At 69.4% G+C, this 23,397-nt stretch carries 15 protein-coding genes and 1 riboswitch; of the genes, 7 read left to right on the top strand and 8 right to left on the bottom strand.

The window, feature by feature from the left end:
- The first annotated feature begins 20 nt into the window (after nucleotides 1-20).
- Nucleotides 21-3,230, top strand: coding sequence for an efflux RND transporter permease subunit (locus tag BP05_RS12390; protein ID WP_496363896.1), 3,210 nt, complete (start codon nucleotides 21-23; stop codon nucleotides 3,228-3,230).
- 119 nt (nucleotides 3,231-3,349) lie between these two features.
- Here the strand turns inward: BP05_RS12390 and thrC are convergent, their stop codons facing one another.
- The 5 genes from thrC to BP05_RS12365 form a co-directional block, all read right to left on the bottom strand.
- Nucleotides 3,350-4,636, bottom strand: coding sequence for a threonine synthase (gene thrC, locus BP05_RS12385; protein ID WP_496363894.1), 1,287 nt, complete (start codon nucleotides 4,634-4,636; stop codon nucleotides 3,350-3,352).
- The gene (locus BP05_RS12380; protein ID WP_496363892.1) at nucleotides 4,633-5,565 is read right to left on the bottom strand and encodes a homoserine kinase; all 933 of its coding nucleotides are present in this window, start codon (nucleotides 5,563-5,565) and stop codon (nucleotides 4,633-4,635) included. Before BP05_RS12380 ends, thrC begins: the two co-directional genes overlap by 4 nt.
- Before the next feature lie 38 nt (nucleotides 5,566-5,603).
- Complete coding sequence (gene thrA, locus BP05_RS12375; RefSeq protein WP_496363890.1) at nucleotides 5,604-8,141, bottom strand: bifunctional aspartate kinase/homoserine dehydrogenase I; 2,538 nt, start codon at nucleotides 8,139-8,141, stop codon at nucleotides 5,604-5,606.
- Nucleotides 8,142-8,222: 81 nt separating this feature from the next.
- Nucleotides 8,223-8,402 carry a hypothetical protein gene (locus tag BP05_RS12370; protein WP_496363888.1) on the bottom strand — a complete coding sequence of 60 codons (180 nt, stop codon included), beginning with the start codon at nucleotides 8,400-8,402 and terminating at the stop codon, nucleotides 8,223-8,225.
- Nucleotides 8,403-8,718: 316 nt separating this feature from the next.
- On the bottom strand, nucleotides 8,719-9,462 hold the full coding sequence (locus BP05_RS12365) for a TylF/MycF/NovP-related O-methyltransferase (protein WP_496363886.1): 744 nt from the start codon (nucleotides 9,460-9,462) through the stop codon (nucleotides 8,719-8,721).
- Nucleotides 9,463-9,535: 73 nt separating this feature from the next.
- A riboswitch (TPP riboswitch) is annotated at nucleotides 9,536-9,631 on the top strand.
- A 146-nt stretch (nucleotides 9,632-9,777) separates the two neighbouring features.
- Between BP05_RS12365 and thiC the strand changes: the two genes are divergently transcribed.
- The 6 genes from thiC to BP05_RS12335 all read left to right on the top strand — a co-directional run bounded on the left by thiC (nucleotide 9,778) and on the right by BP05_RS12335 (nucleotide 20,168).
- A complete protein-coding gene (gene thiC, locus BP05_RS12360; protein ID WP_496363884.1) occupies nucleotides 9,778-11,655 on the top strand; it encodes a phosphomethylpyrimidine synthase ThiC in 1,878 nt (625 codons plus the stop codon).
- Nucleotides 11,656-11,906: 251 nt separating this feature from the next.
- Complete coding sequence (locus BP05_RS12355) at nucleotides 11,907-14,174, top strand: winged helix-turn-helix domain-containing protein (RefSeq protein ID WP_496363882.1); 2,268 nt, start codon at nucleotides 11,907-11,909, stop codon at nucleotides 14,172-14,174.
- Between the two features lie 172 nt (nucleotides 14,175-14,346).
- A complete protein-coding gene (locus tag BP05_RS12350; RefSeq protein ID WP_496364440.1) occupies nucleotides 14,347-15,237 on the top strand; it encodes a helix-turn-helix domain-containing protein in 891 nt (296 codons plus the stop codon).
- 240 nt (nucleotides 15,238-15,477) lie between these two features.
- Nucleotides 15,478-18,357, top strand: a complete 2,880-nt coding sequence (locus tag BP05_RS12345; protein WP_496363880.1) for a TonB-dependent receptor plug domain-containing protein — start codon at nucleotides 15,478-15,480, stop codon at nucleotides 18,355-18,357.
- 104 nt (nucleotides 18,358-18,461) lie between these two features.
- Complete coding sequence (locus tag BP05_RS12340; protein ID WP_496363878.1) at nucleotides 18,462-19,148, top strand: ion channel; 687 nt, start codon at nucleotides 18,462-18,464, stop codon at nucleotides 19,146-19,148.
- Between the two features lie 39 nt (nucleotides 19,149-19,187).
- Entirely contained in the window at nucleotides 19,188-20,168 is a 981-nt protein-coding gene (locus BP05_RS12335) for an aspartyl/asparaginyl beta-hydroxylase domain-containing protein (RefSeq protein WP_496363876.1), read from the top strand.
- Nucleotides 20,169-20,343: 175 nt separating this feature from the next.
- Here BP05_RS12335 and ppa read toward each other — a convergent pair whose 3' ends face one another.
- The 3 genes from ppa to BP05_RS12320 all read right to left on the bottom strand — a co-directional run bounded on the left by ppa (nucleotide 20,344) and on the right by BP05_RS12320 (nucleotide 23,206).
- A complete protein-coding gene (ppa, locus tag BP05_RS12330; RefSeq protein ID WP_496363874.1) occupies nucleotides 20,344-20,892 on the bottom strand; it encodes an inorganic diphosphatase in 549 nt (182 codons plus the stop codon).
- A 136-nt stretch (nucleotides 20,893-21,028) separates the two neighbouring features.
- Nucleotides 21,029-21,784, bottom strand: coding sequence for a slipin family protein (locus BP05_RS12325; protein WP_496363872.1), 756 nt, complete (start codon nucleotides 21,782-21,784; stop codon nucleotides 21,029-21,031).
- 33 nt (nucleotides 21,785-21,817) lie between these two features.
- Complete coding sequence (locus BP05_RS12320) at nucleotides 21,818-23,206, bottom strand: NfeD family protein (protein WP_496363870.1); 1,389 nt, start codon at nucleotides 23,204-23,206, stop codon at nucleotides 21,818-21,820.
- Nucleotides 23,207-23,397: the final 191 nt, after the last annotated feature.

Genomic DNA, 23,397 nt, shown 5'->3' with positions numbered 1-23,397 from the left:
TTGCCCCGGAGCGCTGACCGATGCGTCGTTTCAACCTTTCCGAGTGGGCACTGCACAACCGCACCCTCGTCGTCTACGCGATGCTGCTGCTGGCGCTGATCGGCGCCTGGTCGTACCGCCACCTCGGCCAGTCGGAAGACCCGCCCTTCACCTTCAAGGTGATGGTCGTGCAGACGCTGTGGCCGGGCGCGACCGCCGACGAGGTCTCGCGCGAAGTCACCGAACGCATCGAAAAACAGCTGATGCAGACCGGCAAGTACGAGTTCGTGCGCTCGTACTCGCGGCCGGGCGAATCGATGGTGATGTTCATCGCCCGCGACTCGCTGAAGTCGAAGGAGATTCCGGACGTCTGGTACCAGGCGCGCAAGAAGGTCAGCGACATCCGCCAGACGTTGCCTGAAGGCGTGATCGGCCCGTTCTTCAACGACGAATTCGGCGACACCTTCGGCAACATCTACGCGCTGACCGGCAAGGGCTTCGACTACGCCGTGCTCAAGGATTACGCCGAGCGCGTCGAACTGGAGCTGCAGCGCGCGCCCGACGTCGGCAAGATCGAGCTGGTCGGCCTGCAGGACGAGAAGATCTGGATCGAGGTCAGCAACACCAAGCTGGCCACGCTGGGCATCCCGCTGGAGGCGGTGAAGGGCGCACTCGAGCAGCAGAACGCGGTGGTTCCGGCGGGCTTCTTCGAGACGCCGACCGAGCGCGTGCAGTTGCGCATCACCGGTGGCTTCAAGTCGGTCGAGGAAATCCGCGACTTCCCGATCCGCGCCGGCGGCCGCACGATCCGCCTCGCCGACGTGGCCACGGTCACGCGCGGCTTCAGCGACCCGGCCGCGCCAAAGATGCGCTTCATGGGCGAGAACGCCATCGGAATAGCTGTCGCGATGAAGGACGGCGGCGACATCCTCAAGCTCGGCAAGACCTTGGAAGGCGAATTCAAGCGCCTGCAGGACTCCCTGCCCGCCGGCATGGAGCTGCGCAAGGTGTCCGACCAGCCCGCCGCCGTGCACGAGTCCGTCGGCGAATTCGTCCGCGTGCTGGCCGAGGCCGTGGCGATCGTGCTGCTGGTGAGCTTTTTCTCGCTCGGCTTCCGCACCGGCATGGTGGTGGCGGTCAGCATTCCGCTGGTACTGGCGATGACCTTCGCCGTGATGCACTACTTCGGCATCGGCCTGCACAAGATCTCGCTCGGCGCGCTGGTGCTGGCGCTGGGCCTGCTCGTCGACGACGCGATCATCGCGGTGGAGATGATGGCCATCAAGATGGAGCAGGGCTTCTCGCGCCTCAAGGCGGCGAGCTTCGCCTACGAGACCACCGCGTTCCCGATGCTCACCGGCACGCTGGTCACCGCGGCCGGCTTCCTGCCGATCGCAACGGCGGCGTCGAGCACCGGCGAATACACGCGCTCGCTGTTCCAGGTGGTGACGATCGCGCTGCTGGTGTCGTGGGTCGCGGCGGTGTTGTTCATTCCCTACCTCGGCGACAGGATGCTGCCCGACCTGCACAAGCCGCAGCCGCCCAAGGCCGGTTCGCCGGGCGCGCGCTGGAACGCACTGCGCGCGCGCGCCGCCGACCGCTGGCCGGCCTTCGCCGGCGTGCTCGCGCCGCCGGTGCACCACGACCATGCGCACGACCCGTACGCGTCGAAGTTCTATGTCACCTTCCGCACCCTGCTCGAAGCGAGCCTGCGCCGGCGCTGGCTGGTGATCGGCCTCACCGCCGCCGCGTTCGTCGCCTCGGTGCTGCTGTTCCGCTTCGTGCCGCAGCAGTTCTTCCCCGATTCGACCCGCGTCGAACTGATGGTCGACATGGAACTGGCCGAGGGCGTGTCGCTGCGGTCGACCGAGGTGCAGGCGAAGAAGCTGGAAGGCCTGCTCAAGCAGCACGCCGGCATCGACAATTTCGTCGCTTACGTCGGTACCGGTTCCCCGCGCTTCTATCTGCCGCTGGACCAGCAACTGCCGCAGGCGAACTTCGCGCAGTTCGTGGTGCGGGCGCAGGACATCGAGGCGCGCGAGGAACTGCGCGACTGGCTGATCAAGGACGTCGCGCCGCAATTTCCCGAACTGCAGCTGCGCGTCACCCGCCTGGAGAATGGCCCGCCGGTCGGCTATCCGGTGCAGTTCCGCGTGTCCGGCGAACACATCGACCGGGTGCGTGCACTGGCCAAGCAGGTCGAAGCCAAGGTGCGCGAAAACCCGAACGTCGCCAACGTCAACCTCGACTGGGACGAGCCGAGCAAGGTGGTCAAGCTGGTGATCGACCAGGATCGCGCGCGTGCGCTCGGGGTGAGTTCGGCCGAGGTGGCTAAGTTCCTGTCCGGTTCGCTGTCCGGCCTGCACGTGAGCACCTACCGCGAGGGCAACGAACTGGTCGAGATGCTGATGCGTGGCCCCGACGACGAGCGCGCGCGCCTGGACCTGCTCGGCAGCCTCGCGGTGCCGACCGCGAACGGCCCGGTACCGCTGGCGCAGATCGCCAAGCTCGAATACGCGTTCGAGGACGGCGTGATCTGGCACCGCGACCGCCTGCCGACCGTGACTGTGCGCGCCGACATCCGCAACAAGCTCACCGCGCCGACCGTGGTGGCGCAGATACTGCCGACACTGGAGGACATCCGCGCGCAGTTGCCCGCGGGCTACCTGCTGCAGACCGGCGGCACCGTCGAGGATTCGGCGCGCGGGCAGAACTCGATCAACGCCGGCATGCCGCTGTTCCTGCTGGTGGTGGTGACGCTGCTGATGCTGCAGCTGCGCAGCTTCGCGCGCACGATGCTGGTGCTGCTGACCGCGCCGCTGGGGCTGATCGGCGTGACCCTGTTCCTGCTGGTGTTCCGGGTGCCGTTCGGCTTCGTCGCGATGCTTGGCACGATCGCCCTGGCCGGCATGATCATGCGCAACTCGGTGATCCTGGTCGACCAGATCGAGCACGACATCGCCGCCGGCCTGGATCGCTGGCAGGCCATCGTCGAGGCGACGGTGCGCCGCTTCCGCCCGATCGTGCTGACCGCGCTCGCCGCGGTGCTGGCGATGATCCCGCTCACGCGCAGCGCCTTCTTCGGCCCGATGGCGGTGGCGATCATGGGCGGCCTGATCGTGGCGACGGTGCTGACGCTGCTGTTCCTGCCCGCGCTGTACGCGGCGTGGTTCCGGGTGCGCCGCGATGAACCGCGTGCTGTGCACGAACCCGACGCATCGCTGGCGGCGCCGGCAACAGGCATGGCCTGACGGTTTCGCGGCGGGCCATCCGGAGGCTCTCTCCCCCTCCCGGACTTTCGGGTGGCCCGCCGCTCCTATTCCACGCTGCCGACGATTGCGCCGCTGCACACCGCAGCGGCGCGCTGGTTTCAGGCCAGCAGTTCCGCGTGCAGCGCGGCGTAATCCACGGCCATCGGCCGACCCCGTGCCGGACGTGCCAGCCACGCCGACAGCGACGGCGGTGGCGCCACGGCATGCCCAACCAGCGGCTCGACGATGCTGTCGAACTTGGCCGGATGCGCGGTCGCGACCACGGCCCAGGGTCGTGCATCGCCGGCCTCGCGCAACTGCTCGAGCACGCGCAGGCCCACCGCCGTGTGCGGACAGGGCACCACGCCATGCGCCACCGGCGCTTGCCGGATCGTCTCGCGGATCGCGGCGTCGTCGACGCGGAAGGCGCGCAGCGCCGCGCGCAGTTCGGCGTCGTCGCGGTGCCACCAGCGCAGGCGCTCGAAGTTGCTCGGCGCGCCCACGTCCATGGCATTGGCGAGCGTGGCCACGCTCGGCTGCGGCGCGTAGTCCGCGCCGGCGAAATAGCGTGGCAGCACGTCGTTGGCGTTGTTCGCCAGGACGATCTCGCCGATCGGCAGGCCCATGCGCCGCGCCAGCCAGCACGCCAGCGCGTTGCCGAGGTTGCCGGTGGGGACGATGAAGTTCAGGCGCGTAGCGTGCCGGGCCTGGAATTCGAGCGCGGCATGCGCGTAGTACGCGGTCTGCGGCAGCAGGCGTCCCAGGCTGATGCTGTTGGCCGAGCTCAGCGCCACCCGCGCGCGCAGCGACTCGTCGCCAAGCGCCTGCTTCACCATCCGCTGGCAGTCGTCGAATGTGCCGGCGACGCGGAACGTGCGCACGTTGTCGCCGAAGCATTCCAGCCCGTGCGCCTGCCGCGGCGACACCCGGCCCTCGGGGTACAGGATCACGACGTTGAAGCCAGGGCGCCGATGGAACGCCGCGCCCACCGCGGCGCCGGTATCGCCGGAGGTGGCGACGAGGATGGTCATCGGCGGCGACGCCGGGTCGCGCAGGCGCGACAGGCATTCGGCCAGGAAACGCGCGGCGTAATCCTTGAACGCCGCGGTCGGGCCGTGGAACAGCTCGAGCAGATGGTCGTTGTGCGCGCGCAGCGGCCGCAGCGGCGCCGGGAAATCGAAGGCGGTGCCGCAGATCTTCGGCAACGCGTCGCGCAGCCGCGATTCCGTGAAATAGGGCGCCAGCACTGCTTGCGCGGTCTGCGCCAGCGTCGCACCGGCGCGATCGATGACCAGGGCCGGCACTACTTGCGGCACGTACAGGCCGCCATCGGGCGCCAGGCCGGCGGCGAGCGCGGTGTCCAGCGGCGTCGGATCGGCGCCGCCGCGCGTGCTGACGAACCTCATGCCACCAGCTCGGCGCGCGGGCCGTTCACCGGCGACACGTAGGCATCGCTGTCCAGTCCGGCGCCGGTGAACGCGACCTGCATCGCGTGCGCGGCCCAGGAGGCTTCGTCGCGATTGCCGAACCAGCCGAACACCGTCGGTCCCGCACCGGAAATGCTTGCGCCCAGCGCGCCGTGCGCCAGCGCGGCCGCCTTCACGTCGGCGAAGCCGGGAATGAGCGCGGCGCGGCGCGGCTCCACCAGCACATCGCGCAGGCCCTCGGCGATCAGGCCGCGGTCGCCGCGCGCCAGGCCGGTGAGGAACAGCGCCAGGTGTTCGCTCTGGCGGACGAAGTCACCGATCGCATACGGTGCGGCCAGGGCCGCGCGCGCATGCCGCGTTTCCAGCACGAAATGCGGATGCACCGCGGCGCAGAACAGCTCCGGCGCGGTCAACGGAATCGCGCGCGTCGCCGTCGCCAGCACCACGCCGCCGAACAGCATCGGCGCGACGTTGTCGCCGTGCGTGCTGCCGCTGGCCACGGCTTCGCCGATCAGCGCGAGCGGATACAGCTCATCGCGCGTCAGCGGTGCGTCGAGGATCGCGCTGGCCGCGACCAGCGCCGCCACGCACGAGGCCGCCGAGCCGCCCAGGCCCGAGCCGAGCGGAATGCCCTTGTGCAGGCGCAGCTCGAAGCCGTGCGCGATCCCGCGCGCTTCGCGCAGCGCGATCAGGGCGCGTCCGGCGGTGTTGAGTTCTGCTTCCAGCGGCAATTGCGCCGCGCCTTCCACGTCGCCCTCGATCGCGGCGATGCGCACCACCGGCTCGTCGATGCGCACGACGTGCGCGCGATCGCCGGGCCCGGCGATGCTGTGGCCGAGCAGGTCGAAACCGACGCCGATGTTGCCGACGCTGGCGGGGGCGAAGGCGGTGGCTTGTGCGGCAGTCATGGAAGCGGCATCGCGGGAAAGGGAAGGCGCGACGACGCTCATGGACGGGCCCCCTGCGCCTGCGCGATGGCGAGGATATCGCCGAACACGCCCGCCGCCGTCACGTCGGGTCCCGCGCCGGGTCCCTGCACCACCAGCGGGTTGCACGCATAGCGGCGGGTGCGGAACTGGATGAGGTTGTCGGTGAGCTGGCTGTGCAGGCTGGCGTGGCTGGGGTCGGGCGAGACCAGGCCGACGCGCGCGCGGCCGTCGCGATCCAGGCGCGCGAGATAGCGCAACGCGCGGCCCTCGCTGCGCGCCGCCTGCAGCCGCGCCAGCAGCGGCGCGTCCATCTCCGGCAGCCGCGCCAGGAATTCCTCGCGGCTCACGGCGCGCAGGGCTGGCGGCACCAGGCTCTCGATCTCGACGTCCTCCAGCGACAGCTCGCGTCCGGCTTCGCGCGCCAGGATCACCAGCTTGCGCGCGACGTCGACGCCGCCGAGGTCGTCGCGCGGATCGGGCTCGGTGTAGCCGAGTTCGCGCGCTTCCTGCACCAGCTGCGAGAACGGCACGCTGCCGTCGAAGCGGTTGAACAGCCACGCCAGCGTGCCGGAGAACACGCCTTCGACCTCGGTGAGTTCATCGCCGGTGTCGAGCTGGTTGCGCAGGGTCTGGATCACCGGCAGGCCGGCGCCGACCGTGGCTTCGTAGCGGAAGTGGCCGCCGTGGCGGGTCGCGGCGCGGATCGCGCGATAGCGCTCGAGCGGCCCGGCGCCGGCCTGCTTGTTCGGCGTGACCACGTGGATGCCGGCCGCGAGCCAGCCGGCGTAACGCGCGGCGACGTCGTCGCTGCCGCTGCAGTCGACGATCATCGCGTGCGGCAGGTGTTCGGCACGCACGTGCGCGGCGAACTGGTCGAAGTCCAGCGGCTGGCCGAGCTCGAGCGCTTCCACCGCCTCGGCCGGATCGAGCTTGCGCGGGGCCAGGTGCATGCGCCGGCTGTTGGCGATCGCGCGCAGGCGCAGGTCGAGGCCGGCGCTTGCGAAGGGCGTGCTCGCAATCCCGCCGTAACGCGAAGCCGCCCGCGCCAGCTGCGCGAGCAGGGCGCGGCCGACGTTGCCCGGCCCGATGATCCCCAACGAGAGCGTCTGCGGCGACAGCCAGAACGCCGAATGCGCGGCGCGCAGTCCGCGCGTAGCATCCTCGGCGGCAATGGCGACGGAGATGTTGCGCTCGCTCGCGCCCTGCGCGATCGCGCGGATGTTGACCCGTGCCTGCGCGAGTCCGTTGAACAGGCGCGCGGACACGCCGGGCGTGCCGACCATGCCGTCGCCCACCGCGGCCAGCACCGAAACCCCCGGCGTGATGCGCACGCCTTCGACCTGGCCATCGGCGATCGCGTCGCGGAACGCGGCCTGCACCGCCATGCGTCCGCGCTCGGACTGGTCGGCGCGCAGCACGCAGCAGATCGAATGCTCGGACGAGCCCTGCGAGATCATCGTCACCGACACGCAGGCGGTGTGCAGCGCGGCGAACATGCGCTCGGCGGTGCCGGGCACGCCAATCAGCCCGGCACCGGTGAGCTCGAGCATCGCCATGTCCGACACCAGGCTCAGGCCCTTGACCGGCGACGCGGCCGGCGCGGACTGCGCGCTGATCAACGTGCCGGGCGCATCGGGATTGAGCGTGTTGCGGATGCGGATCGGCAGCCCGGCCTGCATTGCCGGCGCCATGGTCTGCGGATGCAGCACCTTCGCGCCGAAATAGGCGAGCTCGCAGGCCTCGGCGTACGACATCGAATCCAGGCACACCGCGTCCGGGACCAGGCGCGGGTCGGCGCTGAGCACGCCGTCGACGTCGGTCCAGATGGTCAGTTCGCTGGCGTCGAACAACACCGCGAAGATCGCCGCCGAGTAGTCGCTGCCGTTGCGGCCCAGCGTCGTGACGCCGCCGCTGGGATCGCGGGCGATGAAGCCGGTGACGATGATGCTGGGCTGCGGATGCGCCGTGCGCCAGGCGGCGAGCCTGCCGCGGCTGCCCGCCCAGTCGACGCCCACGCCCAGTTCGCCCGCATGCACTTCGAGCACGTCGCGGGCGTCGAGCACGGCCCATTCCCGCGCCGCCACGCCCAGCGCCGCGTGCAGCAGGCGCGAGGACCACACCTCGCCGGCGCCCTGGATCGCGGCGAACCATTCCGGCTTGCGCGACGGCGCCGACAGCGCGTCATGCAAGGCGCGGAACTCGCCCTCCAGCCAGTCGGTGAGGGCGTGCGCGCCGGCCGCATCCAGTTCGCCCGCAGTGTCCAGGTGGCGTGCGCGCAGGGCGCGGAACCCGTCCTCCCAGGCCTGCTTGCCCAGCGCCGCGTTCGCGAGTGCGGTCAGCGCGTCGGTGACGCCGTGCATCGCCGAGACCACGACGATGCGCGACGCCGGCTGCTCGCCCAGCAACGCGGCGACATGGCGGAAGCGCTCGGCGCTGGCCAGGCTGCTGCCGCCGAACTTGTGCGCGTGGCAGACGAGGGCGGGCGCGGCGGCGCGCGGCTGACCGGACATGCGTCCGTCAAGAGCCGCGGGTGCGGGGGGTGGCGAGACTGACATGCAAGGGCTCCTGGTAAGCCCCGCAACGGCCGGAGGGGTTGCCCCGCATCCGGTCCGGATGCGGGGCGGGGTGATGGATTCTCAGTCCACGACGCCCAACCGCATCCGCCACCGGGTACCGGTAGTGGTGGTAGTGCGGTTGGTGGTGGCCATCGCCATCGCGCAGGCGCCGATACGCGCCGCGAGGCGGCGATTCTTGGCGGCGAGGGCGAAGGCGTCGTGCATGGGCCAGTGATAGCGGTCGGATTCGCGTGCTGTCAAATGAACTTTCTGCTGAAAGCAACGGCAGGACCCGGCCGCGCCGGTCAATGGCGCGCCGCATGCGCACCGCGCGCTGGAATCGGGCAGCGCAGTCCCACCGCGCGCGCCGTTGCGGTCGCCACGTGGCGTGGCGTGCCGGCCAACGCGATTCCGCGGTAAATCCCGGCCCCCGAAACCAAAGACCCCGCTTTCGCGGCAGGCTCCCTGGATCGCCGCGCGGCTCGCGGCCAGGTCAACCCATGGGCTTCATCGCAGGGCTTCCCAGGCGCATCGAGCGCTCTCCGCCGCCCGGGCCGGTACGCAACGCGGCCGCGCCTCAATACTTGCGGAAGTAGCCGTTGGAGTACTCGTTCGCGTACAGCACCGAGACGCGCTCGGGCTTGTCGGCGAAGAACTCGTCGGTCGCGCGCTTCACGCCCGGCGATGCGTAGGTGGCGCGGATGCCCTCGCGCGGGAACACCTCGGGGTCGTAATACACGCCGAACATCGCGATCGCGCCAGGCGACATCCGTTCGTACACGTGCGGCAGCACGTGCACGGTCGAGGTGTACAGGTCGCAATCGATCATGGCGAAGCTGATGCGGCCCGGCAGTTGCGACGGGATGGTGTCCTCGAACCAGCCCGGGTGCACGACCGGGCGCGCCGCCAGGCCCGCATGCACGAACGTCTCCTCGAAGCGCTCGAGCGGCGCGAGCATGTCGCCCTTGTGGTAGATGCCGTCCCCGGCATCGGCGTCGGCGGGCGCGGGCAGCCCTTCGAAACTGTCGTAGACGTGGAAGCGCTTGCTCCGGTCGGCGCCGGCCGACAGCACGGACTGGATCACCACGGAGGACTCGCCGATCGCGCAGCCGATCTCGACCAGGTCGCCGGGCACGCCGTAGGCGCAGGTCTGGCTCGCGAGGTGGAACACGTTCATTCGCGACTCGACGTTGCCGTAGCCCCAGCGGTACGGCTGCGGCGCGACCCGGAGGCGGGTGCCCAGGCGGGCCAGCAAGCCGTTGGCCAGCCGCTGGCGGCGGCCGGGCGGCCGGTTCAATCGAGCGACGACGATATCGTCCATAGCTATAAACGCCTTTGGGGCCGGGGGACCCCGTTTGTGCCGCAGGGTAGGTGAGGGGGCTGTGGTCTAATACCACCCGAAGCGGGGGTACCGGCGGTGGCCGGTTGAGACACACCCTTCGAACCTGATGCGGTTGAGACCGCCGTAGGGAAGCTTCGCCGGACCCGTCCCGCGGTCCGTGCGCCGCCGCTTCGTCGCGCCGCGATGATCAATCCGCCGCCATAGCATCCAACGCGCCGCAGCGCGCGCGGAGGACAGGCCACCGGGTTTGCCTTCGCGATCGTGGTTCCCACGCACCGAAACCGGACGAACAGAATGAACGCGGTCCCCTCCGAACTCCTGCAGCAGGCCGAACAGCTTTCGGCCGACGTCACCCGCCCGATTCCCGGCTCGCACAAGATCCATGTCGCGGGCTCGCGTCCCGACATCCGCGTGCCGATGCGCGAGATCGAGCTGACGAAGACCCCGACCATGTTCGGTGGCGAGGACAACGCGCCGTTCGCGGTCTACGACTGCTCCGGTCCGTATACCGACCCGGCCGCGCGCATCGACCTGGCCAGCGGCCTCGCCCCGCTGCGCGCGCAGTGGATCGCCGAGCGCGGCGACACCGAACTCCTCGCCGGCCTGTCCTCGGAGTTCGGCCGCGCCCGCGAGAACGATCCCAGGCTCGACGCGGTGCGTTTCCGCTCGCGCCCGCAGCCGCGCCGTGCGCTCGCCGGCGCCAACGTCTCGCAGATGCACTACGCGAAGAAAGGCATCGTCACCCCGGAAATGGAATTCATCGCCATCCGCGAGAACCAGCGCATCGAGGCGATCCGCGAAGCGCACCTGTTGCGCCAGCATCCGGGCGAAGCCTTCGGCGCCAGCATCCAGCGGCTGATCACGCCCGAGTTCGTGCGCGATGAAGTGGCGCGCGGCCGCGCCATCATCCCCAACAACATCAACCATCCCGAGAGCGAGCCGATGATCATCGGCCGCAACTTCCTGACCAAGGTCAACGCCAACATCGGCAACTCCGCGGTGTCGTCGGGTATCGCCGAGGAAGTCGAGAAGCTGGTGTGGGCGATCCGCTGGGGCGCCGACACGGTGATGGACCTGTCGACCGGCAAGCACATCCACGAAACCCGCGAGTGGATCATCCGCAATTCGCCGGTGCCGATCGGCACCGTGCCGATCTACCAGGCCTTGGAAAAAGTCGATGGCCGCGCCGAAGAACTCACCTGGGAGATCTTCCGCGACACCCTGGTCGAGCAGGCCGAGCAGGGCGTGGACTACTTCACCATCCACGCCGGCGTGCTGCTGCGCTACGTGCCGCTGACCGCCAAGCGCGTGACCGGCATCGTCTCGCGCGGCGGCTCGATCCTGGCCAAGTGGTGCCTGGCCCACCACAAGGAGAATTTCCTCTACACCCACTTCGAGGAAATCTGCGAAATCATGAAGGCCTACGACGTGGCCTTCTCGCTCGGCGATGGCCTGCGTCCCGGCTCGATCGCCGATGCCAACGACGCGGCGCAGTTCGGCGAACTGGAAACCCTGGGCGAACTCACCCAGGTCGCGTGGAAGCACGACGTCCAGACCATGATCGAAGGCCCCGGCCACGTGCCGATGCAGCTGATCAAGGAGAACATGGACAAGCAGCTGCGCGAATGCGGCGAGGCGCCGTTCTACACGCTCGGCCCGCTGACCACCGACATCGCGCCGGGCTACGACCACATCACCAGCGCGATCGGCGCGGCGATGATCGGCTGGTTCGGCACGGCGATGCTCTGCTACGTCACCCCGAAGGAACACCTGGGCCTGCCCAACAAGCACGACGTGCGCGAGGGCCTGATGGCGTACAAGATCGCCGCGCACGCGGCGGACCTGGCCAAGGGCCATCCCGGCGCGCAGGCGCGCGACAACGCGCTGAGCAAGGCGCGCTTCGAATTCCGCTGGGAGGACCAGTTCAACCTCGGCCTGGACCCGGAACGCGCCCGCGAATACCACGACGAGACCCTGCCCAAGGATGCGCACAAGGTCGCGCACTTCTGCTCGATGTGCGGTCCGCACTTCTGCTCGATGAAGATCACCCAGGACGTGCGCGACTACGCGGCCGAACACGGCGTCGACGAAGCGGCGGCGCTGGAGGAGGGCATGGCCGAGAAGTCGAAGGAGTTCCTCGCCCAGGGCGCCGAGGTCTACCGCAAGGCCTGATTCGCGCGGCGACGGAAAAAAATGCGCCGGAGGACCGATTCCGGCGCAAAGGACTTGCCGAGGGGGAGATGACGGCCGGCGGGACCGGCGTCAGGTCGATACCCGCGCGCGCACGGGCGGGTAACCGGTGAACCTTAGAATGGGCCGGGTGTCGAAGCCTTTCCGGCATCGGCAACCCCGTTTGCCGGATCGGTCGGTTCCATTGACCGCACTGGCACCCGCGCAGTCGCCTCCGCATCATTCCGGGATTCATGTCGACCCCTCCGTTGCCCTCCCCATCGCTGCTGTCCGCCCGACTGCGCGTGGGCGACTGCACGGTGGACATGCCGCTGCGCGAGATCCGCTCGCCGTCCGCGCGCCGTCCGCGCCGGGTGACGCCCAAGGCGATCGCGGTGCTGGCGGCGTTGATCGAACACGGCGATCGGGTGGTCAGCCGTGATGCACTGATGGCGCAGGTGTGGGCCGGCACGATGCCGACCGACGACGTGGTGACGCAGGCCATCACCCAGTTGCGCAAGGCGTTCGACGACGAGCGCGGCAATCCGCGCTACATCGAGACCATCGCCAAGTACGGCTACCGCCTGCTCGCGCCGGTGGAATGGCTGGAGCAGGCGCGGCCGGACACGCCCTCGCCGTCCGCCGCCGAAGCAGTCACATCCGCGACGCCGGCGGCCGCGACCGCCTCGGCGCGGCCGCGGTATGCGCCCGCCCCGGTCCACATCCGTGGCGACTGGCGGGCGATCGCGGGCGCGGTGGCGATGGTGGGCTTGTTGTTCGCGCTGGTCCTGCTGTGGTCGCTGCGGCGCGACGAACCCGGCGCGCCCGCGACACAGCGACTGCCGTCCGCGTCGCGTCCTGGCAGTTCGGCCGGTTACCGGCTGATCACCTCGGTGCCGGGGATCGAAAGCAGCCCCAGTCTCTCTCCCGATGCCGCGCTGGTGGCGTACGTGGCCACGCCCGCGGGCAAGCGCAGCACCGCGATCATGGTGCAGACCACCGATCCCAGCGCGCCGCGCCAGTTGAGCCATCCCGAAGGCCTGGCCGCCGACAGCGCGCCGGCCTGGTCGCCGAACGGACGTGAGATCGCCTTCCTGCGTGTCGTGCCCGGCGACGACTGCAAGGTGATGGTGTTGCCCTCCAACGGCGGCACTGAGCGCAGCGTGGGCACCTGCGATCCGCGTAATCCGCCCAGCTTCGACTGGACGTTCGACGGACGCGGCCTGGTGTTTGGAAGCCGTGGCACGCCGACCGGTGGCGTCGGCCTGCGCCTGCTCGACCTGGCGAGCGGCGAGTGGCGCCTGCTCGATTACGGCGCGACCGCATCCGACATCGACTTCGCGCCGCGCTACTCGCCGGACGGCCGCTGGATCGTGTTCGTGCGCAATTCGCCGGTCGGCGACCTGTACCGCATCCCGAGCACCGGCGGCACCGCGCAGCGGCTGACCCGCATCCACGCGGACATCCGCGGCTGGGACTGGATGCCCGACGGGCGCAGCATCGTGCTCAGCCGCTGGAGCGGCAGCGCGAGCCGGCTGGTCCAGCTCGACCTCGACAGCGGGCTGGTCCAGGACATGGGCATGCAGGACGCGATCGAGCCGACCATCGCGGCGCGCACCCCAGCGATCGCCTTCACCGAATCGCGCAGCTACTTCGGCATCCACCGCGTGGCGCTGAGCGGGCCACCCACGCTCGACCGCCTGTTCCCGTCTTCCGGCCGCGACCGCCTGCCGGTGATCGCCCCGGACGACCGCCAGATCGTGTTCACCTCGGACCGCTCGGGCGATTTCGGGCTGTGGTGGGCCGACCTGCGCCGCCCGGAATCGCTGCGCCTGGTCGATTCGCTGCGGCCGGAATCCTGGCACCCACCGGACTGGTCGCGGGACAGCCGCCGCCTGCTGGTGGTCGGCGATGGCGAATCCGGGTTCGGCCTGTACGAGGTCACGCCGGCCAGCGGCCAGGTCGTGCGCCTGGCCAGTCCCTTGGCAGACGTCGTGCAGGCCCTGTACCTGCCGGACGACGACGCCCGCCTGCTGATGCTGGCCGGGGTCGACGAGGGCCGCCTGCAGCTCATGCTGTACTACCGCCGCACCCGTCCGTGGCGGCGGCTCGCCGCCATCGCCGACGTCGCCGTGGCGCGCGTCGACCCGGCCGGCAAGCGCGTGCTGTTCACCCGCCCCGGGCGGCCCGGCCTGTGGGAAGCCGACCTCGCCCTGTCGGCTGCCAGCATCCGCCAGATCGACCCCCGGGTGCCCGAAGTCGGCCGCTACCGCGCCTGGTCGGTCGCGGCCGACGGCCACATCTACTACCTCGAGCGCCAACCCGATTGCGCCTCCGCGCTGCGCCGGTTGGGCGACGACAAGATCCTGCTGTGCGTGGACCGCAGCCGCCGCAGCGGGCCCAGTGGCTTCAGCCTGGCGCCACGCAGCGATGCGATCTACGTCACGCTTTCACTTTGGGACGGCGGCGACATCGGCTTCATGCCCCTGACCGTCGCGTCCGAGCCCATCGGGTCGCAATAGCGCAACTGGTTGATCCTTCGGGAAAAGGTGTCTTCGTAAGTCCTTCGGAAATCGTTTCGGCCAGATTTCGCACAACTCTCCGCCAATTTTCCTGATGCCGGCGCGGCCATCGGGCAAATCCTCCAGCCAGTTCTGGCACAAGCGAGGTGGACCGGTGGAAGCAACGCAAGCGATGCAGTGGGCCGACCGTGGGCAGATCCTGCAGCCGGACATGGGCGACCCGGCCCAGGCCGGATGCATCGGCGTGGCCAGGCTGGGCAGCGTCCAGCTGGAGAACGGCGGCTTCTCGATCTGGGTCCAGGTCCGTGGCAGTTCCTGGGTCGAGGCGCGCGAGGGCCGCTTCCAGTTGCAGCCTGGCGAGTGGATCGCGCTCGAGCGGGACTCGCGGCCGCTGGTGCAGAGCGACCGCCATGGCCTGTGCATCGGACTGAGCCTGGGCGCCGATGTGCTGCGCACCCTGGGGCGCGTCTCCGACGGCACCTTGTACGCCGGGCGCGGTCGCCTGGACGCGCACGACCTGCGCATCGCCCTGCGCCTGTGGCGCGACACCGTCGCGCGCATGCCCATGGCCGACATCGGCCAGCTGCGTCCCCTGCTGCTGCACCTGATCGGCGTGCAGCGCGACCTCGCCGCGCGCGTGCCGCGCTGCCCGGGTCGTTCGCGCACCCGCAAGCGCCAGGTGTTCGGCCGCCTGCAACGCGCGCGCCTGTACCTGGAAGGCAACAGCGACCGCATCGTCCGCATCAGCGAGCTCGCCGAGCTCACCAGCTTCTCCAGCTGGTACTTCTCCAAGACGTTCCTGTCGCTCTACGACGAAAGCCCGCAGGCCGCCGCGGCGCGCCTGCGCATCGAGCGCGCCGCGGAATTGCTGGAGCGCACCTCGATGATGATCGGCGAGGTCGCCGCGGCGTGTGGCTTCGACAACTGCTGCAGCTTCGCGCGCGCGTTCCGCGCCCGTTTCGGCGTGCCGGCGTCGCGCTATCGCCAGGGTGCGCGTGCGCAGGTGCCGGACGCAGCCAATGCACCACTGGTCCGCGAAGCGCAGCTGCGCACCGGTACCTGAGCCGCTCCGGTCCGGTTGCAACAGCGCGCGCGGTACTTCCGCGCGCGCTTTTTTTTGCCCGGGGCCGCGGCCTGCGACCGGGTGCGTGGTTCGCGCTCTCCGCCTGATCCGGCAAAAACACCCATCGCGCGCCGCAAAGCTTCGCCGCGGACCGGAACGTAACGTGCGATGGCGCTCTTAACGAGCGGCTAACGCACCAATAACGATCGCAACACCAACGATCATCCGGAGAGAGAACAGATGACCCATCGCCACACCGCGATGCAGCGCGGCCTTTTGCCCGTCAGCATCGCGCTCGCCCTGGCCCCGGCCTTCGCCGGCGCGCAGGAAGCGGCCCCGGCCGAGAACGCGACCACCCTCGATCGCATCGAGGTCACGGGCTCGCGCATTCGCCAGTCCGACGTCGAGACCGCACAGCCGGTCATCCAGGTGACCCGCCAGCAGATCCAGCAGCAGGGCTTCACCTCGGTCGCCGACATCCTGCAGAACCTGACCTCGGCCGGCTCGCCGGCGATCTCGCGCTCGCAGGCCCTGGCCTCCGGCGAGGACGTCGGTGGTTACTACATCGACATCCGCAACCTCGGCGCGCAGCGCACCCTGGTGCTGGTCAACGGCAAGCGCCTGGGCATCTCGACCAGCGGTCTGCAGGACCTGAGCCAGATCCCGGTCTCGGCGATCGAGCGCATCGAAGTGCTGAAGGACGGCGGCTCCTCGCTGTACGGCTCCGACGCCATCGCCGGCGTGGTCAACGTGATCACCCGCAGCAACTTCGACGGCATCGAAGCCAACGCCTACCTCGGCCAGTACAGCCAGGGCGACGGCGACAAGAAGTCCTTCGACCTGACCATGGGCAACGTGGGCGAGCGTTCCAGCCTCACCGTCTCCTTCGAATACGCGAAGGAAGAGCCGGTGTTCGCGAAGGATCGTCCGTTCAGCGCCTACGGCAACGTCGGTGAAGGCTACGCGGACGACTATCCGTTCTCGGGCTGGAGCCCGGTGAGCCAGAACGGCTCGTTCTGCCAGCCGTGCAGCCCGTCCTCGGCCGCCGTGTGGTGGACGCTGACCCCGGGTACCGATCCGCGCAACCGCGCCAACTACACCCGCATCACCCCGGCGCAGTACGCCAACTCGAACGAGCAGATGTACGTGCAGACGGGCGTCGAGCGCCAGTCGGTGTTCGTGAACGGTTCGATCGACATCACCGACAACATCCGCTTCAAGGCGGACCTGCAGTACAACAAGCGCACCACCGACCAGCAGATCGCCGGCTATCCGTACCAGTCGGCTGCGTTCGGCACGCCGCTCTCGGGCAACAGCTACTTCACCCCGACCCCCGGCACCAACCTGACCTTCCGTCGCCGCCTGTGGGAAATGCCGCGTCGCACCGAAAGCAAGCTGGAGACCTTCCGCGTCGCCACCGGCTTCGAAGGCAGCTTCCAGATCGGCGAGAACTACTGGGACTGGGACGTCAGCGCCAACATCAACCGCAACGAGAACATCAAGAACGCGCGCGGTGACGCCAGCCTGCTGGCCACCGAGCAGGCGCTGGGTGCTTCGTGGTTCAACCCGGCCACCGGCCGCGTCGAGTGCGGCAGCGCCGCCAGCCCGATCGCCTACGGCACCAACTACGGCAATGGCGAATGCGTGCCGTGGAATCCGCTGGCGCCGTACGGCGACACCCAGGCCGGTTCGCTCTCGGGCAACCCGGACCTGATCGCGTTCCTGTTCCCGCAGTACACCGACACCGGCCGTACCAACTCGAAGACCTACAGCGCCAACCTGTCGGGCACGCTGTTCGCGCTGCCGGCCGGCGACCTCGGCCTGGCGGTCGGCGTCGAGCACCGTTCGGAAGACGGCCGCTTCGTGCCGGACGCGTTCGCGCAGACCGGCCTGAGCACCGGCCTGCCGGCGACCACCACGCAGGGTGCGTACTCGCTGGACGAGGTCTACGCGGAACTTGAAATCCCGGTCCTGGCCGACCTGCCGTTCGCCAAGGAACTGAGCTTCAACGTGGCCAGCCGTTATTCGGACTACTCGAACTTCGGCGACACCGTGAACAGCAAGTTCTCGCTGCGCTGGCGTCCGATGGACGGCGTGCTGCTCCGCGGCACCTACGCCGAGGGCTTCCGCGCGCCGTCGATCAGCGACCTGTATGGCGGCATCGGCGGCAGCTTCGAGTCGTACACCGACCCGTGCGGCGTCGGCGCCAACAACAGCGTCAACGGCAACGCGGCGTGCACCGCGGCCGGCGTGCCGCTCGGCTACGTCCAGCTCGGCCAGGGCCTGGTGCCCTGCACCGGCTATCCGTGCCAGACGCCGGACCAGTTCCTGAGCGGTTCGAATCCGAACCTCACCCCGGAAACCGCGAAGACCAAGACCGCGGGCCTGGTGTGGAGCCCGAAGTGGGTTGAAGGCCTCGACATCGAACTCGACTGGTACAACTACCAGCTGACCAACGCGATCATCTCGGACTCGGTCGACAGCATCCTCAGCGACTGCTACGTCCTGGGCAGTGCATCGCGCTGCGACGGCATCACCCGCGCCGCCGACGGCCACATCACCGGCATGTTCTTCGGCCTGGCCAACCTCGGCCAGCTCGAGACGGAAGGCTGGGACTTCAATGTCGGCTACAAGCTGCCCGAGACCTCGTTCGGCAAGTTCACGATCAACTGGGACAACTCGTACACCAGCAAGTACGACACCCTGGCGCAGGACGAGGACGGCAACGACATCATGGTCGGCCAGGTCGGCACCGGTGGCGTGTTCCGCCTGCGTTCGAACCTCGGCGTGAACTGGACCCGCGGCATCTGGAGCGCCAACTGGACCGCCCGCTACTACTCGGGCATCTACGAGAGCTGCGTGCCGAACCGTCCGTGCTCGGATCCGGACCGCATCGCCAACGGCGTGGATGACGCGATCAACCGCCTCGGCTCCAACACGTTCCATGACGTGCAGGTCGCCGCGAAGCTGCCGTGGGAAGCCACGGTCGCAGTGGGCGCGAACAACGCGTTCAACCACCTCGGCCCGACGATGTTCACCCAGCCGAGCAGCAACTTCCCGTACTACGGCGGTTTCGACATCGGCCGCACGATCTACGTGAAGTACCAGCAGCGCTTCTGATCCATCCGGATCCGCTGAGCAACACCGCTACGGCCCCGCAAGGGGCCGTAGTTCTTTGCGTGGGGCGGGATGCGGGGGCGGCGCCGCTGCGGCACACTCCGGCCATGGACACGCTCCCTTATCGCAACCGGCGTTGGCGCGCGTTGATCCGGCGCCACCCGTCGGCGTTCCTGCTGGCGGCGCAGCTGCTCAGCCTGCTGCTGTTCCCGCTGCTGGACGACGCGGCCACGGGCCGCGTGGTGTTCGGCGCTTTCACCGCGTTGTTCCTGGTACTCGCCGTGTGGGTGGTCAACCGCACACCGGCGCTCAACTGGATCGCCTGGACCATCGCGGCGCCCGCGTTCGTGCTGTCGCTGCTGTCGGTGGCGACCGGCAACAACCAGCTGCTGGTGTGGTCGTCGCTGCTGGAAGCGCTGCTGTACCTGTACGCCGCGGGCAGCCTGATCGCCTACATGATGGGCGACCACCGCGTGAGCAGCGATGAGCTGTTCGCCGCGGGCGCGACCTTCACCCTGCTGGCGTGGGGCTTCGCCTACCTCTTCCTCGTCTGCCAGGCCTGGTACCCGGGCAGCTTCACCGGCGCGGTCGAACCGGAACGGCCGCGCAGCTGGCTGGAGCTGCTGTTCCTCAGCGTGACCAATCTGTCCGCCGTCGGCCTGGGCGACGTGTTGCCGCTGGGCGCGCAGGCGCGGGTGCTGGTGATCCTGGAGCAGTTCTGCGGCGTCGGCTACGTGGCCGTGGTGGTGTCGCGCCTGATCGGGCTGTCGCTGCTGCGTGCCGGACAGCGCTGAGGGCGCGTAGCATTACCGGGTCTTCCGCGGGGTGCGTCCATGAAGTTGCCGGTGCCGTTCATCCAGTTGCCATTGCTGTTCGACGCCGACGCGCTGGCGGCCGAGATCAATGCCATCGAGGAGTCGCACTGGCGTCCGCATCCGCAGGGGTTTCCCGGCAATTCGATGCTGCCGCTGGTGGCGGTCGACGGCGATCCGGACAACGAGGCGTTCGCCGGCACCATGCAGCCGACCGACTATCTGCGCCGCTGTCCGTACCTGAGCCAGGTGTTCGCGAGCCTCGGCGCCACCGTCGGCCGCAGCCGCCTGATGCGCCTGGCGGGCCAGGCCGAGGTCACCCGTCACGCCGACCAGGGCTACTACTGGGTCGAGCGCGTGCGCGTGCACGTGCCGATCGTGACCCAGCCCACCGTGCGTTTCGAATGCGGCGGCGAGGTCATCAACATGGCCGCGGGCGAGTGCTGGATCTTCGACACCTGGCGCCAGCACAGCGTGCTCAACGACGCGACCTTGTCGCGCGTGCACCTGGTCGTCGATACCGTGGGCGGCGGCGGATTCTGGGAACTGGTCGGCCGTGGCCGGCCGCACAACGCGCCATCGGCGGGCTGGCCGACGCGCCAGGTGGCGCCCGTGCCGGCGCAGGTCGCGCAGTTCCCCTGCGAGACCGTCAACGTGCCGGCGGTGATGAATCCCTGGGAACTCAATTCCCACTTCGCGCTGCTGTTCGCCGACATCGTGCCGCACCCCAACGTGCAGCCGTTGCGCGCGCTGACCCAGCGATTCACGCGCGCCTGGCAAGGCCTGTGGTTCCGCTACGGCGACCGGCCCGAAGGGCACGAAGACTTCCGCCGCCTGCTCGCCGGTTACGTGGCGGAAATCCGGCCGCTGGCGGAAAAACTGCGATTGAACAACGAGCTGAGCTGGTACAGCGCGCTGCAGACGATGATCGTGAAGGTCGCCGTGGCGCGCACCGGCGCAGCGGCCCCATCGACGCAGCGCGAGCTCAGCGACAACGCCTGAGCGAAGGACGAGGGCCCTCACGAGCGAGCTTGCAGTGCAAGTTCCGCGCGCTGCGGCCCTCGCAAAGAGAAGGGGCCGCGCGCTGCGGCCTCCGCAAAGAGAAAGGGCCGCGCGCTGCGGCCTTCGCAAAGAGAAAGGGCCGCGCGACGCGGCCCTTTTCCGTTCCCGACGCCGGTCAGAAGTTGGGCTTGTCCGCGCTGTCTTCGTAGCGCTTCATCGCGTCGAGCAGGATCGCCTTGGCTTCAGCGGCGTCGCCGAAGCCGTCGAGCTTGACCCACTTGCCCTTCTCCAGGTCCTTGTAGTGCTCGAAGAAGTGGCCGATGCGGTCGAGCCAGTGCTGCGAGACCTGGGCGATGTCGGTGACGTGCGCGTAACCGCCGAACACCTTCGGCACCGGCACGGCGATCAGCTTCTCGTCGCTGCCGGCCTCGTCGGTCATCTTCAGCACGCCGACCGGCACGCAGCGGATCACCGAGCCCGGCACCAGCGGCAGCGGCAGGATCACCAGCACGTCGGCCGGGTCGCCGTCGCCGCACAGGGTGTGCGGGACGTAGCCGTAGTTGCACGGGTAGCGCATCGGCGTGGACAGGATGCGGTCGACGAAGATCGCGCCCGAAGCCTTGTCGACCTCGTACTTGACCGGCTCGGCGTCCTTGGGGATTTCGATGATGACGTTGATTTCGTCCGGCGGGTTCTTGCCGGTGGGGACGAGGTCCAGACCCATGGGGAGTGCTCCGACGTGCTGACCGGGCCTGGCGGCCGCGGTGGGGGTGGGGAAGGGCGGGGGAGAAATACGGGGCGCGCATTTTACCCGCCCGGCGCGCCGGCGGGTCCGTTCCGGATCTGGTCCGCTGCGAGCCTCAGGGAGCCCGCTCGCGCCCCGTCAGCGTCTGCAGCACGTCGATCGGCAGGGGAAACACGATGGTGGAGCTTTTCTCGCCGGCGATTTCGGTCAGGGTCTGCAGGTAACGCAGCTGGATCGCGCGCGGATCGGCGCCGAGCAGGCGCGCCGCCTCGACCAGCTTCGCCGCGGCCTGCAGCTCGCCCTCGGCGTGGATCACCTTGGCCCGGCGCACGCGTTCGGCCTCGGCCTGGCGGGCGATCGCGCGCACCATCACCTCGTTGATGTCGACATGCTTGATCTCGACGTTGGCGACCTTGATGCCCCAGGCATCGGTCTGCGAATCGAGGATGGTGCGGATGTCGTGGTTGAGCTTCTCGCGTTCGGCCAGCATCTCGTCGAGGTCGTGCTGGCCCAGGACCGAGCGCAGCGTGGTCTGGGCAAGCTGGCTGGTGGCTTCGTAGAAGTGCTCGACGTTGATGATCGCCTTCTGCGGATCGACCACGCGGAAATACACCACCGCATTGACCTTGACCGACACGTTGTCGTGCGAGATCAGGTCCTGCGAAGGCACGTCCATCACGATCGTGCGCAGGTCGACGCGCACCATCTGCTGCACCACCGGGATCAGGATGAACAGCCCGGGTCCCTTCACCTTCCAGAAGCGGCCGAGCTGGAACACCACCGCGCGTTCGTACTCGCGCAGGATCTTCACCGCGGCGAAGAACAGCAGCAGGACGAACAGGATCAGCGGGAACGAAAACAGGATGTTCATGGCCGGCCTCCAGCGGGACGGTGAAGTCAGGACTCAGGGTTCGATCGGCGCCACCTGCAGCACCAGCCCGGTCATCGCCCGCACGTGCAGCGACTGGCCGCGGTGCACCGGCGCGGCGCACTGCGCCTGCCACAGTTCGCCGCGGATCCGTACCTGGCCGCGACCGTCGTGGAAGTCGTCGACCGCGATGGCCGCCTGCCCGAGCAGTTCGTCGACGCCGGTGACCACCGGCTGCCGGCGCGCGCGCATCGCCAGCCAGGCCACGCCCATGAAGGCGATCGCGCTCGTCGCGGCGACGCCGGCGATCAACCGCCCGGAGACGCCAAAACCCGGCGCCTCGGTATCGAACAGCATCAGCGAGCCGGCGATGAGCGCCACCACGCCACCGATGCCGAGCGAGCCGAAGCTGGGCATCGCGAACTCCGCCGCCATCAGCCCGACCCCGAGCACGATCAGCGCCACGCCGACGTAATTGACTGGCAGCACCTGCAGCGCATACAGCGCCAGCAGCAGGCACACGCCGCCGATCACGCCCGGGAACAGCACGCCAGGGTTGAGGCCCTCGAACATCAGCCCATACACGCCCACCAGCAGCAACAGGTACGCGACCGTGGGTTCGGTGATCACGGCGAGCAGGCGGTTGCGCCAGTCCGGCGCGAAGGGCGCGACCGCGGCGTTCGCCACGTGCAGGGTCGCCTCGCCACCGAGCACGCGGACGTGGCGACCGTCGGCGCCGCGCAGCAGCATGGTCGTGTCGCGGGCGATGAAGTCGGCGACGTGCTGGGCGACGGCCTGGTTCGCGGTCAGGGTCGCGGCATCGCGCACCGCGGCTTCGGCGAAGGCGGTGTCGCGTCCGCGCAATTCGGCGAGCGTGCGCAGGTAGGCGATCGAGTCGTTGCGCGCCTTGCGTTCCATCGTGCTGGCGGGCGCCGGCGTGTCGCCGTCCTTGCCGCGCTGGCCATCCTGGCTGCGTTCCGGCTGCGGGGCGGTGTCGGGCGACGGCATCGCGCCGAGCGCGATCGGGGTCGCGGCGCCCAGCGAAGTCGCCGGCGCCATCGCCGCGACATGGCAGGCGTAGAGGATGTAGGTGCCGGCACTCGCGGCGCGTGCGCCTTCCGGGGCGACCCAGCCGATCACCGGCACGCGCGAGGCGAGGATGGCCTGGTTGATGTCGCGGGTGGCGGCGTCCAGTCCGCCCGGGGTGTCGATGCGCAGGATCACCGCCGCGGCACGACGCGCCTGCGCCTCGGCGATGCCGCGCTGCACGTAGTCGCGCGTCGCCGGACCGATGCCGCCCTTGATGTCCAGCAGCAACACATTGGCGCTCGGCGCCGGTGGGGCCGCCGCCGCAACCCAGCTGGCGAGCACCGGTGCCAGCACCAGGCTGCAGGCCAGCAACACTGCGCGTCCCTGCAGGCTCATGGCTACCTCCGCAGAGGATCTGAAGCCGACTGGTACGTGCCCAGTAGGCGCTTGTGCCTGTTAAGGAAAAGGGATTGGCTGGAAAGGAGCGTTCTTCCACGACCGGCGATGGCCCGCGGCGCAAAGACGTCGGCGCCGTTTCGAGCTGCCAAACAACAACGGCGGCCTTGCGGCCGCCGTTGCGTCGTACG

The organism is Lysobacter oryzae DSM 21044 (assembly GCF_059568595.1).
The sequence above is the reverse complement of the archived record's forward strand: the minus strand, read 5'-3'. Positions and strand labels throughout refer to the sequence as shown.

What these genes read in the sequence shown, in the direction of transcription:
- BP05_RS12390 (WP_496363896.1), top strand. Translation starts at nt 21, where the DNA reads ATGCGTCGTTTCAACCTTTCCGAGTGGGCACTGCACAACCGCACCCTC.
- thrC (WP_496363894.1), bottom strand. Translation starts at nt 4,636, where the DNA reads ATGAGGTTCGTCAGCACGCGCGGCGGCGCCGATCCGACGCCGCTGGAC.
- BP05_RS12380 (WP_496363892.1), bottom strand. Translation starts at nt 5,565, where the DNA reads ATGACTGCCGCACAAGCCACCGCCTTCGCCCCCGCCAGCGTCGGCAAC.
- thrA (WP_496363890.1), bottom strand. Translation starts at nt 8,141, where the DNA reads ATGTCAGTCTCGCCACCCCCCGCACCCGCGGCTCTTGACGGACGCATG.
- BP05_RS12365 (WP_496363886.1), bottom strand. Translation starts at nt 9,462, where the DNA reads ATGGACGATATCGTCGTCGCTCGATTGAACCGGCCGCCCGGCCGCCGC.
- thiC (WP_496363884.1), top strand. Translation starts at nt 9,778, where the DNA reads ATGAACGCGGTCCCCTCCGAACTCCTGCAGCAGGCCGAACAGCTTTCG.
- BP05_RS12355 (WP_496363882.1), top strand. Translation starts at nt 11,907, where the DNA reads ATGTCGACCCCTCCGTTGCCCTCCCCATCGCTGCTGTCCGCCCGACTG.
- BP05_RS12350 (WP_496364440.1), top strand. Translation starts at nt 14,347, where the DNA reads ATGCAGTGGGCCGACCGTGGGCAGATCCTGCAGCCGGACATGGGCGAC.
- BP05_RS12345 (WP_496363880.1), top strand. Translation starts at nt 15,478, where the DNA reads ATGACCCATCGCCACACCGCGATGCAGCGCGGCCTTTTGCCCGTCAGC.
- BP05_RS12340 (WP_496363878.1), top strand. Translation starts at nt 18,462, where the DNA reads ATGGACACGCTCCCTTATCGCAACCGGCGTTGGCGCGCGTTGATCCGG.
- BP05_RS12335 (WP_496363876.1), top strand. Translation starts at nt 19,188, where the DNA reads ATGAAGTTGCCGGTGCCGTTCATCCAGTTGCCATTGCTGTTCGACGCC.
- ppa (WP_496363874.1), bottom strand. Translation starts at nt 20,892, where the DNA reads ATGGGTCTGGACCTCGTCCCCACCGGCAAGAACCCGCCGGACGAAATC.
- BP05_RS12325 (WP_496363872.1), bottom strand. Translation starts at nt 21,784, where the DNA reads ATGAACATCCTGTTTTCGTTCCCGCTGATCCTGTTCGTCCTGCTGCTG.
- BP05_RS12320 (WP_496363870.1), bottom strand. Translation starts at nt 23,206, where the DNA reads ATGAGCCTGCAGGGACGCGCAGTGTTGCTGGCCTGCAGCCTGGTGCTG.